The 13,037-nt window shown below is 65.6% G+C and carries 13 protein-coding genes; 8 read left to right on the top strand and 5 right to left on the bottom strand.

Annotation, left to right across the window (positions count from 1 at the left end; translation table 11 throughout):
- Nucleotides 1-11 precede the first annotated feature (11 nt).
- Complete coding sequence (locus RLN94_RS11905) at nucleotides 12-824, bottom strand: response regulator (RefSeq protein ID WP_350131775.1); 813 nt, start codon at nucleotides 822-824, stop codon at nucleotides 12-14.
- Between RLN94_RS11905 and RLN94_RS11900 the strand changes: the two genes are divergently transcribed.
- From RLN94_RS11900 to RLN94_RS11885, 4 genes are all read left to right on the top strand, one after another.
- A complete protein-coding gene (locus tag RLN94_RS11900) occupies nucleotides 790-1,146 on the top strand; it encodes a NepR family anti-sigma factor (protein WP_350158452.1) in 357 nt (118 codons plus the stop codon). The two genes, RLN94_RS11905 and RLN94_RS11900, sit on opposite strands and share 35 nt — an antisense overlap.
- The gene (locus RLN94_RS11895) at nucleotides 1,143-1,697 is read left to right on the top strand and encodes an RNA polymerase sigma factor (RefSeq protein WP_350131781.1); all 555 of its coding nucleotides are present in this window, start codon (nucleotides 1,143-1,145) and stop codon (nucleotides 1,695-1,697) included. Before RLN94_RS11900 ends, RLN94_RS11895 begins: the two co-directional genes overlap by 4 nt.
- Nucleotides 1,694-3,457, top strand: coding sequence for a sensor histidine kinase (locus tag RLN94_RS11890; RefSeq protein WP_350131783.1), 1,764 nt, complete (start codon nucleotides 1,694-1,696; stop codon nucleotides 3,455-3,457). The genes RLN94_RS11895 and RLN94_RS11890 overlap by 4 nt, the downstream gene beginning before the upstream one ends.
- Before the next feature lie 80 nt (nucleotides 3,458-3,537).
- Nucleotides 3,538-3,672: a hypothetical protein gene (locus tag RLN94_RS11885; protein WP_350131786.1), complete on the top strand. Its 135-nt coding sequence runs from the start codon at nucleotides 3,538-3,540 to the stop codon at nucleotides 3,670-3,672.
- Between the two features lie 81 nt (nucleotides 3,673-3,753).
- Here RLN94_RS11885 and RLN94_RS11880 read toward each other — a convergent pair whose 3' ends face one another.
- Nucleotides 3,754-4,344, bottom strand: a complete 591-nt coding sequence (locus RLN94_RS11880) for an exopolysaccharide biosynthesis protein (protein WP_350131789.1) — start codon at nucleotides 4,342-4,344, stop codon at nucleotides 3,754-3,756.
- Between the two features lie 179 nt (nucleotides 4,345-4,523).
- Between RLN94_RS11880 and RLN94_RS11875 the strand changes: the two genes are divergently transcribed.
- Nucleotides 4,524-5,051, top strand: coding sequence for a hypothetical protein (locus RLN94_RS11875; protein WP_350131791.1), 528 nt, complete (start codon nucleotides 4,524-4,526; stop codon nucleotides 5,049-5,051).
- A 60-nt stretch (nucleotides 5,052-5,111) separates the two neighbouring features.
- Here RLN94_RS11875 and RLN94_RS11870 read toward each other — a convergent pair whose 3' ends face one another.
- The 3 genes from RLN94_RS11870 to RLN94_RS11860 are packed head-to-tail and all read right to left on the bottom strand — an operon-like array spanning nucleotide 5,112 to nucleotide 8,467.
- The gene (locus tag RLN94_RS11870; RefSeq protein WP_350131794.1) at nucleotides 5,112-5,888 is read right to left on the bottom strand and encodes a GntR family transcriptional regulator; all 777 of its coding nucleotides are present in this window, start codon (nucleotides 5,886-5,888) and stop codon (nucleotides 5,112-5,114) included.
- Between the two features lie 35 nt (nucleotides 5,889-5,923).
- Nucleotides 5,924-7,507, bottom strand: coding sequence for a class I adenylate-forming enzyme family protein (locus RLN94_RS11865; RefSeq protein WP_350131797.1), 1,584 nt, complete (start codon nucleotides 7,505-7,507; stop codon nucleotides 5,924-5,926).
- Between the two features lie 33 nt (nucleotides 7,508-7,540).
- On the bottom strand, nucleotides 7,541-8,467 hold the full coding sequence (locus RLN94_RS11860) for an alpha/beta fold hydrolase (protein ID WP_350131800.1): 927 nt from the start codon (nucleotides 8,465-8,467) through the stop codon (nucleotides 7,541-7,543).
- Between the two features lie 133 nt (nucleotides 8,468-8,600).
- Here RLN94_RS11860 and RLN94_RS11855 point away from each other — a divergent pair, with 133 nt between their 5' ends.
- Genes RLN94_RS11855 through RLN94_RS11845 form a run of 3 tightly spaced genes read left to right on the top strand, consistent with a single transcriptional unit; the run spans nucleotide 8,601 to nucleotide 12,882 of the window.
- Entirely contained in the window at nucleotides 8,601-11,564 is a 2,964-nt protein-coding gene (locus tag RLN94_RS11855) for a xanthine dehydrogenase family protein molybdopterin-binding subunit (RefSeq protein WP_350158455.1), read from the top strand.
- Nucleotides 11,561-12,379, top strand: a complete 819-nt coding sequence (locus RLN94_RS11850; RefSeq protein WP_350131806.1) for an FAD binding domain-containing protein — start codon at nucleotides 11,561-11,563, stop codon at nucleotides 12,377-12,379. The genes RLN94_RS11855 and RLN94_RS11850 overlap by 4 nt, the downstream gene beginning before the upstream one ends.
- Nucleotides 12,376-12,882, top strand: a complete 507-nt coding sequence (locus RLN94_RS11845) for a (2Fe-2S)-binding protein (RefSeq protein WP_350131809.1) — start codon at nucleotides 12,376-12,378, stop codon at nucleotides 12,880-12,882. The genes RLN94_RS11850 and RLN94_RS11845 overlap by 4 nt, the downstream gene beginning before the upstream one ends.
- Nucleotides 12,883-13,037 lie beyond the last annotated feature (155 nt).

The raw sequence follows: 13,037 nt of genomic DNA, 5'->3' as shown, positions 1-13,037 counted from the left end.
CGGCCCTTCCCTCAGGCCTGAAGCGTTTCCGTACTCGAGAAGAACATTGCCTGGCTCACGGCGGACTGAACCTGGTCTTCCGAATAGGGCTTGGTGATCAGGAAGGCCGGTTCCGGCCGCTCGCCCGTCAGAAGGCGCTCGGGGAAGGCGGTGATGAACACCACGGGCACCTCGTCCATCTGGCCCAGGATGTCGTTCACCGCGTCGATCCCCGAGGATTTGTCGGCCAGCTGGATGTCGGCCAGGATCATGTCGGGCGGGGTCTGCTTGGCCAGCTTCACGGCCTGGTCGCGGGTCCGGGCGATGCCGGTGACCTCGTGGCCCATGCTCTCGACGATCGAGGAGATGTCCATCGCGATGATCGCCTCGTCCTCGATGACCATGATGCGGCCGCGCACGGCGTCCGACATCTCGCGCCGGGCGATCGACAGAAGCTCGGCCGCCTCGTCGGCGCTCACGTCGATGATGTCGGCGATCTGCTCGGTGCGGAACCCTTCGAGGCTTTGCAGAAGCAGTGCCTCGCGGGTGTTGCGGGTCAGGCCCGACAGGCGCCACTGCGCCCGGCTTTCGGCGGAATCGAGGTTGCCGCCCTCGTCCACCGGCGCGCCGGAGGACACCCAGATGTCGTGGAAGGCACGGAACAGCGCCGTCTTCGGCGCCCGGTCATCGGTAAAGACCTCCTGATTTTCAAGCAGCGCCTCGAGCGTCGCGGCGGCGTAATTGTCTCCGGTATTCTGACTGCCCGTCAGCGCCCGCGCATACCGCCGGAGATATGGCAGTTCCTGCGCGATGCGCGTGGTTACATCAGGATTGCTGTCCATCATCGATATTTCCCTCAGGTGTCCTCTAAAAAAATCGGTCGTTGTAAGGAACCAAACGCATATGGTGAAGTTATGTTCCAGATCAGGTGCAAAAAAAGCGCCTGAAGGCTTGTGCGGAAAAACGGGTACTATGGCGAAGAGTAGCAGGATCGACAAAGTGGATCAGCAAATAGACGACAACTTGCGGCGTGTATACACGGAAGCGTTCGAGGAACCTGTTCCCGAGCGCTTCACGAAGCTGCTCGACCAGCTTCGTGCCAAAGAGCAAGAGAGCAGTTCTACGCGGAATCGGGACACCAGAACCAAGACCGAGGATGACGCGTGACAACTCACAAAGACCCGAAGGAAGAGCTGATCGAGCATCTTCCCGCCATGCGTGCGTTTGCTTTCAGCCTGTCGCACAATGCATCGTCCGCCGACGACCTCGTCCAGGACGCGGTCGTCAAGGCCTGGGATAACTTCGACAAGTTCCAGACCGGCACCAACCTCCGGGCGTGGCTCTTCACGATCCTGCGCAACACCTATTATTCCCAGCACCGCAAGCGCCGCCGCGAGGTCGAGGATCCCGATGGCATAATGGCCGGGTCGATGTCGCAGAAGCCCGACCATGACGGCCGCCTCGCCATGACCGATTTCCGCGAAGCCTTCGCACAGCTCACCGCGGAACAGCGCGAGGTTCTGGTTCTCGTGGGCGCCGAGGGGTTTTCCTACGAGGAAGCGGCTGATATGTGCAACTGCGCGGTCGGCACCATCAAGAGCCGGGCGAACCGGGCGCGCAAGCGCCTGGCGGAACTCATGCACCTGGACGATGACAGCGAACTCGAAATGACGGATTCAGCAACATTGGCGGTGGTTAACGGGAAACCATCCGTATGAGCGAGAAGCCGGCGGCGCGGCACCGGGGCTTGAAGCCGGGCCTCGCCTTCCGGCTGGCCATCGTCCTAAGCCTCGCCATGCTGCCGCTCGGCCTGATTTCCGTCTTCCAGACCCTCAAGGTGCTGGAGGAACGCCGCACCCTTTCCGAAACCGCCCTTCTCGAACAGACCCAGCAGGCCGTCTCCGAGACGCGCGAACTGATCCGCTCGGCGGTCAGTTCGGCCCGCACGCTGGCCGTCGCGGTCGAGGCGTTCTCCGCCTCGAACCAGAGCTGCGACCTGATCATGTCGCAGGTCGTCAACACGTCGGAGACCTACAGCTTCGCCGGCTTCATCGATTCCGACCTGCGCCTCGTCTGCGCCTCCAACGGCGAACGCCAGGACCTCGCCGATCTCGACATCATCCGCTCCGACCTTGAGAACCGCGAGGCCGGCATCATCGTCCAGCCGCTCGAGTTCATCGGCCCCGGCTCGGCCGTCATCGTCACCGTGCCGGTGACCGATTCCAGCCTGGCAAACGGCACCGCCTGGATCGCGATCCCCCTGGCCGAGATCAACGAGGTGCTGGCCCAGGTCGATTCCGACGTCGATCTCGTGGTCTTCCAGGGCAAGGGCGACATCATCGCCACCGGCGACTTCACCGACGACCGCCGCTCGGTCCTTCCCGCCGGCCGCTCCCTTCCCGATCTCGTCGGCGAAGGCCGCCAGACCTTCCGCGACCTCAACCGGCAGGGCAACCCGCGTCACTTCGCCGTGGTCCCGATCGTCGACGGCAGCGTCTTCGCGCTGGGAAGCTGGCGCCCCCGCAGCCAGAGCACCTTCCTGCCCGGCTACGAAGAGGCGATCTCGCTCTACGTGCCGCTGCTGATGTGGGCCATCGCCATCGCCGTCGCCTATATCGGCGTGCATCGCCTCGCCATCCGCCACGTCTGGCGCCTGCGCTCGTGGATGCGCCTCTTCGCCGCCGGCCGCACCGATCTCGATTCTGCCCGGCTCGACAACGCGCCCGAGGAATTCGAGGTGCTGGCCGACGCCTTCCGCGCCATGACCCGCCGGATCTCCGACCAGGAACGCCGCCGCGACGAGGACCTGAAGGAAAAGACCGTCCTGCTGCGCGAGATCCACCACCGGGTGAAGAACAACCTGCAACTGATCTCCTCGATCATGAATATGCAGATCCGCAATACCGAAAGCCCCGAGGCCCGCCACCTCCTGCGCCGGGTGCAGGACCGGGTGATGGCGCTGTCGGCCATCCACCGCTACCTCTACCTTGCCCGCAAGCTCTCCAAGGTGCGCGCCGACTCGCTGCTCGAGGACATCATCCGCCAGCTCGTCACCATCGGCGCGCTCGACGAGTACGAGCACCGGATCGAGATCTCGACCAGCTTCGACCCGGTCGAGATCGACCCTGATCAGTCGGTCCCCCTGTCACTGCTGGCGACCGAGGCGGCGATCAACGCCGTCAAGCATTCCGGCGTCGAACGCGGGACGACCGCCTGGATCAACATCGCCCTGAAACAGACCGGCACCGACACGCTCTCCCTCAGCATCGTCAACTCCCGCTTCACCGGCGAAGACACCGAGGCCGACACCCGCGACCCCGACGGCTCCGGTCTCGGCTCGCGGCTGATCCAGTCCTTCGTGTCGCAGCTCGACGGCACGCTCGACACCCATGTCACCGAGGACCGGTACGAGCTGCACGTCACCTTCCCGCTGTCCTGGCCGGAAGCCGAGGAAGACGACGCCCTGCCGGCGAAATGACGACGTTAATGATGACCTCCCGGGAACCAGCGTAAGGTTTCGGACGTTCCTGATTCAGAACAACAGCACGGAGGTACATCATGAAACGCAAGCACTTCTCGATGATTTCCCTGTTCGCCCTCATTGCTGTGGCAGCCTGGGATTTCATGAAACGGATCAGCGAAAACATGGACGACGCACAACCGGTGCCCGCCGTCGCCAAAGCCAAGACCTGAAACGGCCCGCGCGGTGCGAAGGTACCCGGTTTCGCGCCGCGCAAGGTTCTCCCGAACGACTTTCCCGAACAATCCGATTGATCAGATCGCCGCCGCGATCACCCCGACGGCCGCCGCCGCCCCCATCATCCCGAACAGCACCAGAAGCCCGTCCGCCATGAACATGCCCGTCGCCACCACCGCCACGACCACGCCCAGTACCGACGAGGTGAACGGCACCAGTTCCAGCAAGGGCATCAGCAGCCCGCAGATCAGGCACAACCCCTGCGGCATGATCGAAAAGGGCGGATGGGTCAGCCACTGCATCCGCCGCCGCGTGACCTTGTCCAGCATCCGCGCCGGCTTGCGCAGCCACTGCACCGCGTCATGCACCCGCCGCGACGGCAGGCTGGCACGGTTCAGCCATCCCGGCAGCCACAGCGACGGCCGCCGCATCATCTGCTGCACCGACACCGCCGCGATCAGGATACCGCAGACCGTCGAAAACCCCGGCACGCCGCTCAGCGGCGACACAACCATCAGCGCGGGCACCATCAGCAGCGGCGTATAGCTTGCCCGGCCCAGCCGGTCGACCACCTCGCGCACCGACGACCGCTCGCCGTCCAGCGCATGCTCGGTTTCCAGAACGATATCCACCGCGGCCATAGGCCGGCCCTTCGCGCGTGCTGTCATCCCTGCCCTTTCGTTCGACGCCGCCTGACCGGATTTCAACGTGCCATGCCCCCGGCGGTTCCGTGGAACCGTGGCCCGGGCGGCACCCCCGCGCCATTTCCCTTTTGTACGCGGGGAACCGTTTGCCCCGTGAGGCGTTGAAGAAGCCTGTAAGTCAGCCTTTTAACAAGGACATCGTCATGAAACACCACGTTCTCAGCGCCGCTGCCGCCGTGCTTATGTTCACCGCCCCCGTCGCCGTTCAGGCACAGGATGTCACCGTCTCCCGCATCGACGTCCAGACCGACCTGTCAGCCTATGAAGGCAGCAACGCCAGCGAGTTCTGGCCGTCGCTCGAGGCCGATCTCGGCCGCGCCATCGCCTCGATCGTCACGGTCGACGAAACCGCCGAGGCGCCCGCCATCCGGGTCGAGATCAACAAGGTCGCCATCTCCGGCAGTCCGATCCTGCCCGACACGGGCGAGTTCAACGAGATGGAAGGCACCGTCGCCGTGTTCCGCGGCCTCGAGGAAGACGTGACCGCCGGCTCGCAGGACGACGCCACCCCGAACGAGATCGAGCGCAGCTTCCCGATCAAGGTCAGCGCCGTCACCGGCGAGGCGATCGTGCCCGAAGGCTACACCGCCATCCCGCCCTCGGATGCCGATTTCTACGCGGCCATGATCGGCGGCTTCGCCCTCGAAACCGTCGAACGGCTCGACGAGTAATACGCCCCCTGCCACGCCCCGGCCCATGCCGGGGCGTGCGCGCCGCGCTGACCTGAAAGCCTAGAACGTCTGCGCCTTGGTCCGAAGCGGCACCCGGTTCTCCATGAAGGCCGACACCCGGCTGCAGAACAGCCGCGTATGCTTCTGGCTCACCTCGTCCAGCGCATCTCTGTCCCGCGCCGCGATCATGTCGATCATCTCGTCATGCTCGTCATAGATCCGCTCGTAATAGGTATCCGGCTCCTGCGACGTGCGGTCCTCGTTCTCGAACATCAGGTAGGTCAGGCGCAGGCTGAAATTCAGCACCGCCTCGTACCCTTCCCGGATGAAATCGTTCCCCGCCATCAGCGCGATCTGCTTGTGGAACTCGTGGTTCCGCTCGGTCATCGCCTGGAAATCGCCGGCCTTCGCGGCGGCCTTGTACCCCTCGTTGATCTCGCGCAGCACCTTTAGCTGGTCCTGCGTGTGCCGCCCCGCCGCCAGCCGCAGCACCGCGGCCTGGTAGAGGTCCATCGCCTCGAAGATCCGCGGCACGTCGTTGAGGTTGATCACCTCCACGAAATGCCCCCGGTTGGCCGAGAACCGCACCAGCCGGTCGGCCTGCAACCGGATCAGCGCCTCGCGGATGGGCGTGCGCGACACGCCGAAGCGTTTCTCCAACTGCGCCTCGTCCAGGTGATCGCCGGGCTTGGCGACCAGCGTCAGGATCTCGCGGCGCAGCGCGTCATAGACAACCTGCGTGCCCTTGCCGCGCGGCCGCCCGCGCTTGGCGCGCTTTTCGAAATTCTCCACCTGTCCGCCGCCCAGTATGCCGGCATCCTCTTGCTTTTCCGCCATGACGTGCTCTCAGTCCTCCCAACGCACAGGGTAAGTCAACCTGCCACTTTCTCCCGGATGTCCGCAACCAGAACCGGCTTGATGATCTTCTTGGTCGGCGTCATCGGCATCTCGGGGATCACCTCCAGCCGCTCGGGCCAGCGCATCTTGGCCACGCCCTGCCCGTCGAGATAGGCGCAGAGGTCCTCCAGCGTCAGCGACGTGTCGGGGCGCAGCGCCACGTAAACGCAGATCCGCTCGCCCAGCACCTCGTCCGGCATCGGCACCAGCGCCGACTGCACGATATCGGCGTGCCCGTCCAGGATGCTCTCGATATCCGCCGGGTTAATCTTGATCCCACCCCGGTTGATGATGTCCTTGCTCCGCCCGGTGATCATGATGTTCCCGTTCTCGTCGATCGAGGCCAGGTCGCCGGTGCGGAACCATCCATCCTCGGAAAAGGAGCTGGCATTGGCAGCGGGATTGTCGAGATACTCGGGCAGGATCGAATAGCCGCTCAACTGCAACTCCCCCTCGCCGCCTTTCGTCACGTCCTCGCCCTCCGCCGTCATGATCCGCGCGGTCAGCCCCTCGGCCAGCTGCCCCACCGTCGCGTGCCGGATCTCCGCCGGGTCCGTCACCACCGTCTGCGTCGCCAGCAGCGCCTCGGTCATCCCGAACAGGCACCCGACCCGGCCATTGGGCAGCCTTGCCTCGAACTGCGCCGCCACCTCCGGCGGGCAGATCGAGCCGCCGACGATCACGTCGCGCACCGTCTCGGGCGGGCTTGCATCCATCACCCCGCTCTTCAGCGTCGCCGCCAGGTGCGCGGGCGCGGAATAGACCACCGTCGGCCGCATCTCTGTCAGGTACTGCCCATAGGTCGGCGGCGTGAACATCGGGATCGGCACCACCGTCGCCCCCGACATCAGCGCATTGCCCGCACACAGCAGCCCGAACACATGCGTCAGCGGCGGCGCGATCATCACCCGGTCGGCCTGTTCCATGCCCACCATCTCGCCGAACCGCCGCGCGTTCTGCGCCATCAGCGTCTGCTTGCGGATCACCCCCTTGGGTGCGGCCGAGGTGCCGGAGGTAAAGCACAGCGCCACCTCCGCCTCCGGCCCCGGCCCCGCGATCTCCGGCGTGTCGATATTCTCCGCCACCAGCGCCGCGAAATGATGCTGCCCGGCGATCTTCGGCTCGGTCACGCTGATCACGTGCCCGAGGCTCCCGATCTCGCCCTTCAGCGCCTCCATTACCTCCGGCCCGTCGTATTTCCCGACCTCCGCCGTCACCACCGCCTTCACCCCGGCGAACGCCATCAGCGGGTGCAGCTCCTCCTGCCGATAGGGCATGTGCAGCGTCGTCAGCACACATCCCGAAATCGCGCAGGCCATGTAGGTCGTCACGAATTCCGGCGAGGACGGCAACTGGATCGCCACCCGGTCCCCTGTCTTCAGCCCCAGCGTCCCAAACGCCGCCGCCAGCGCATTCGCATTCCGCGCCAGTTCCGCATATGTCAGCTTGCCATGGTCCGTCGTCTCCACCGCCAGTTGCTCCGGCGTCTCCGCCGCCCAGAAGCGCATGCAGTCAAGGATCGTGCCCATCGCCCGGGCCTGTCTCAGCTTGTCGTCCATTGTCTTTTCCCCTCTGTTGGATGAAGGCGCCGTTCACGCGGCGTTGTTTTTCGAATGGGCCGTGGCGAACCGCACGGCATGCTCCGCGCTGCGCTGCGGCCTTTGCATCTGCATCAAATGCCCCCCGCCCTCGACGGAGGCGGTCTCGAACCCGAAACTCTCCGCCAGGAACCCCGCCGTCCGGATCAGCACCGGAAGGTCGTGGCCCAGCGTCGTGCCCGTCACCACCTGAACCGGCACGTGCACAGTCGCGATCCCGTCCCACCATTCCCGCGGCAGGCGGATGTCGAAGGTGTTGGCCTCCATGTCCGGATCGCAGACCAGCTCGTAAGGCGCCTCCGGGTCGTTATCCGCGCGGTAGAGCATCGCCTCCGCCAGCCGCTCGATGACCGCGTCCGGGATGCCCCCGAACGTCGGCGACTTGCGCAGCGACGTGACCAGCCGCTCCGGCCCGGAAAACCGCCGCCTCCGCGCCCTTGTCCGGCGCGACAGGCCCCGGTGCGCCTCCTCGAACTCTTCCAGCAGCCCCGCATCCGCCACCGGCGGCACCGGCGGCTCGTAAAGCGTCAGCGACCGCCACCCGAGCGGCGTTCTCGACTGACCCAGCAGCGTCGCGACCGAGCTCAGCGAATGAAACGCCCCGTGCGTCGGCTTCTCGCCGAAATGCCCCTGGATCGATTCGTAGATCTCCGGAATATCCGCCACGAAGCGCGGCCAGGGGTTGTCCATCACCTCGCCCGGCCCGCTCTGCCCGTGGTTGCGCATGTCGAAGACAACGACCTCGAAATCGGCCATCAGCTCGCTGGCGAACTCGTGGAACCCGTCGATCGCCAGCCCGTTGCCATGCGACAGGACGATCCGCTCGGGCCTGGACCCGCCCCAGCGCCGAATGGCCACCCGGCCGCCGTCGCTCAGGCCGACCACCTCTTTTTCCACTTTAAAATCAAATCCTTCGGTCATTCCCAGCCTTCCGGTTGCAGCCCTTCAACGAATTGCCGTCGCAAACGAGTTGACACGATCCAGCTTTATTATACAATAAGTATTTAATGAATTTCAAGCTCGCATGACGGGTATGGAGGACGATGTGTCAGAAATGCGCGAACCGCTGGTAGGGCAGAAGATCCTGCGCACCGAAGATCAGACCTTGCTGCGCGGCAAGGCGACCTTCATGGATGATATACCCATCGCGAAGGGCACGCTACACGCGGCCTTCCTCCGCTCGCCCCACGCGCACGCCCGCATCAGGGGCATCGACGCTTCCGAGGCGCTCAAGCTCAAGGGCGTGCACGCCGTCATCACCGGCGAGGATATCAAGCCCTACACCAAGCCGCTGATCGTCGGCTTCGCCAACCCGCTCGACTATCGCGGCATCGCCATGGACAAGGTCCGCTATGTCGGCGAACCCGTCGCCATCGTCTGCGCCACCGACCGCTACCGCGCCGAGGATGCGCTCAAGCTCATCAAGGTCGATTACGAGGTGCTCGACGCCGTGGTCGACCCGGTCCGCGCCTGCGAGGAAAGCGCCCCCGTCCTGCACGAGGCCGCCGGCTCCAACCGCGTCTCGCACCGCGTCTTCAACCACGGCGAGGCCGACAAGGTGCTCGACGCGGCCAAGAACAAGACCCAGATCACCATCCGCTACCCGCGCAACTCGGTCACGCCGATGGAAACCTACGGCGTCGTCGCCGAATACAAGCCCGACACCGGCGGCTACGACGTCACCTCGAACTTCCAGGGGCCCTTCTCGGTCCACACCGTGATGGCCATCGCGCTGAAAATCCCCTCCGCCAAGCTGCGCCACAAGAGCCCGGCCAACTCCGGCGGAAGCTTCGGCTCGAAACTCACCCTCTTCCCCTATATCGTGGTGCTCTGCGTGGCCTCCCGCCTCGCCGGCCGCCCGCTGAAATGGATCGAGGACCGCCTCGAACACCACGCCTCCTCCTCCGTCGCGCCCAGCCGGGTGACGACGATCGAGGCCGCCTATGACGATGACGGCACCGTCAACGCCCTGCGGATGGAGCATTACGACGACCACGGCGCCCACCTCCGCGCGCCGATGCCCGCGCCGATCTACCGGATGCACGGCCTCTCGACCAACTGCTACACCATCCCCAACGTGAAGGTGACGAACAACATCGTCCTCACCAACAAATGCCCCACCGGGGCCGTGCGCGGCTTCGGCGGGCCACAGCTTTACTTCGCCATCGAACGGGTGATGAACAAGGTCGCGAAAGAACTGGGGATGGACCCGCTTGCGCTGATGGAAAAGAACCTCATCCCCGCCGGCTCCTTCCCCTACCGCGCCCCCGCCGGGGCCCTGATCGACTCGGGCGATTACCAGCAGGTCGTCAAGGACTCGGTCGAACAGGGCAAGCTCGACTGGCTGCGCGAGCGCCAGAAACAGGCCCGCGCCGAGGGCAAGCTCTACGGCATCGGCTTCGCCGCCGCGGTCGAACCCAGCCAGTCGAACATGGGCTACATCTCGACGCTGAAAACCAAGGAAGAACGCGAGAAGGCCGGGCCCAAGGACGGCGCCGTCGCCTCCTGCACCATCTCGGTCGACGCGTTGGGCTCGGTCAACGTCGTGGGCGACTCCACGCCGCAAGGCCAGGGTCACCAGACCGCGCTGGCCCAGATCGTCGCCGACGAGCTCGGGCTCAACTTCTCCGACATCACGGTGAACCTCGAGACCGACACCCAGAAAGACAACTGGTCCATCGCCGCCGGCAACTATTCCTGCCGCTTCTCGCCTGCCTCCACCTCGGCCGCGAAAACCGCCGCCGAACGGGTGCGCGTGAAGATGACCAAGGTCGCGGGCCGCTTCCTCAACGTCCCCGAGGACGATATCGAGTTCGCCGACAGCATGATCCGCTCCAAGTCGAACCCCGATAACGGTCTCGAATTCCGCCGCGTGGGCGGCCTCGCCCATTGGTCGCCCTCCTCCCTCCCCGAAGGGATGGACCCCGGCATCCGGGAGGTCGCCTACTGGAACGCCCCCGAACTCACGCCCACCACCGCCAATGACGAGATCAACACCTCGCTCGCCTACGGCTTCGCCTTCGACTTCTGCGGCGTGGAAATCGACCCCGACACCGGCAACGTGAAGGTCGACCATTACGTCACCGCCCACGATTGCGGCACCATCCTCAACCCCGGTCTCGCCAAGGGCCAGATCCGCGGCTCCTTCGCCAACGCCATCGGCGCCTCGCTCTACGAGGAATTCGTCTACAAGGAAGACGGCACGTTCCTGTCCGGCACCATGGCCGACTACCTGATCCCCACCGCGGCCGAAGCGATCGACCCGGTGCTCGTCGACACCGTCGCCATTCCCTCGCCCTTCACCCGCCTCGGCGCCAAGGGCATCGCCGAAGGCAACCAGTACACCACCCCCGTCTGCCTCGCCAACGCTGTGGCCGACGCGCTGGACTATGAAGACGTGACCATGCCGCTCACCCCCTCCAAGGTGTTCGGCTGGATCAACAGCGGCGAGGAAATGGCGCCCCCGGCCGACGAGGAGAAAACCGAGGAACGCCTCTCCGTCGACTTCTCCGGCGACGCGCTGCGCGGCGAAGGCGAAACCTTCGTCCCCGCCCCCCGCGAAAAGGTCTGGGAGACGCTGCTGGATCCGAAGGAAATGGCCGCCCTCATCCCCGGCTGCAGGGAACTCGACAAGCACGCCGAGGATCACTTCACCGGCACGCTCAAGATGGGCGTCGGCGCCGTGCGCGGCACGTTCGAGGCCGATATCCGCCTGAAGAACATGCGCAAGCCCGAAAGCGTCGAAATCTCCGGCACGCTCGACGGCTCCCTCGGCGTCTCGCGCGGCACCGGCTGGGTGGAACTTGACGAGGTGGAGGGCGGCACCAATGTCCGCTACCGCTACGAGATCCACCTCTCGGGCACCATCGCCTCCGTCGGCGGCCGCCTCCTCTCCGGCGCGGCACGCCTTCTCATCAACCAGTTCTTCCGCGCCCTCGTGGCCCGCGCGGCCCCCGACGCCGCGCCGCGCAAGGGGCTCCTCGGCAAGATCCGCTCGAAATTCGGAGGCAACTCATGAAACCGGCCCCCTTCTCCATCCACATCCCCGACACGATCGACGAAGCCGTCGCCTGCCTTGCCGAACATGGCGAAGAGGCCCGCGTCATCGCCGGGGGACAGTCGCTGATGGCGATGCTCAACATGCGGCTGGCGGAGCCGTCGATCCTCGTCGACGTCTCCCGCCTTGCCGACCTGAAAAAGCTCGAGATCGGCCCCGACGGCCTCACCGTCGGCGCCGCCACCACGCAGGCCGAGGTCTTCCACCACCCCGACCTCGCCACCCACATGCCCCTCATCCGCGAGGCGCTGACCCATGTGGGCCACATCCAGACCCGCAACCGCGGCACGATCTGCGGCTCGCTCTGCCACGCCGACCCCTCGGCGGAAATGCCGCTCCTGCTCGCCACGCTCGGCGGCACGGTGACGCTCCAATCGGCCTCCGGCACCCGCACCCTCTCGGCCAGCGAATTCCAGACCGGGCTGCTGGAAACGGCGAAACAACAGGGCGAGCTCTGCATCTCCGCCCACTTCCCGTCGCTCCCGTCCTCGGCCAAATGGGGCTTCCGCGAAATCGCCCGTCGCGACGGCGACTTCGCCATCGTCGCCATGGCCTGCATCGCCGACAAGGGCACCGTGCGCCTGGGCGTCGGCGGCGTCTCCGACGCGCCCACGGTCGAGGAATGGACGGACCTTTCCACCGCCGACATCCCCGAAGCCCTCAACCGGCTGGCTTGGAAGATGGGCGGCACCGACGACATCCACGCCTCCGCCCGCTACCGCCGCGAACTCGTCCGCCGCATCGGCCAGAAACTCATCGAGGAGACCCTGTCATGAAGGTCTTGCAACACGGCCAGAAACACTCGGTCGAATTCACCCTGAACGGCGAAGAGGTCGAAGGCTTTGCCGAGCCGCGCATGCTGCTCAGCGATTTCCTCCGCCACGAGATCGGCGCCACCGGCACCCATGTGGGCTGCGAACACGGCGTCTGCGGCGCCTGCACGGTGATGATGGACGGCAAGGCGGTCCGCTCCTGCCTGACCCTCGCCCACCAGGCCGAGGGCCGCGAGCTCCGCACCATCGAAGGTCTGGAAACGCCCGACCACGAATTCAACGACCTGCAACAGGCCTTCCACGAGAACTTCGCCCTGCAATGCGGCTACTGCACGCCGGGCATGCTCATGACCCTGTCGGAACTCGCCTCCACCGGCAAACGCTACACCGAGGCCGAGGTCCGCGACGCCCTCTCCGGCAATATCTGCCGCTGCACCGGGTACAAGGAAATCGTCGACGCGGCGATGGCGGTGCTGGGCGACAAGGGGCAGGTGGCGGCGGAGTAACCTTTATGCTTCGGCATGACGCCCCGCGCGGAATCCAGGGCGAAGCCCGCCGCGCATCGCCGGGCCGCCCCGACGGTCCGGCGATTTGGTGAGGCAAGCGCAACGTCGTGAGCGAGGAGGAACTTGGCTACCATAAAGCGCCAGGTCACCCCGGT

The organism is Roseovarius sp. (assembly GCF_040223625.1).
In the GTDB taxonomy this organism is placed as follows: Bacteria; Pseudomonadota; Alphaproteobacteria; order Rhodobacterales; family Rhodobacteraceae; genus Roseovarius.
This window is presented reverse-complemented; position numbering and strand designations above follow the sequence as displayed.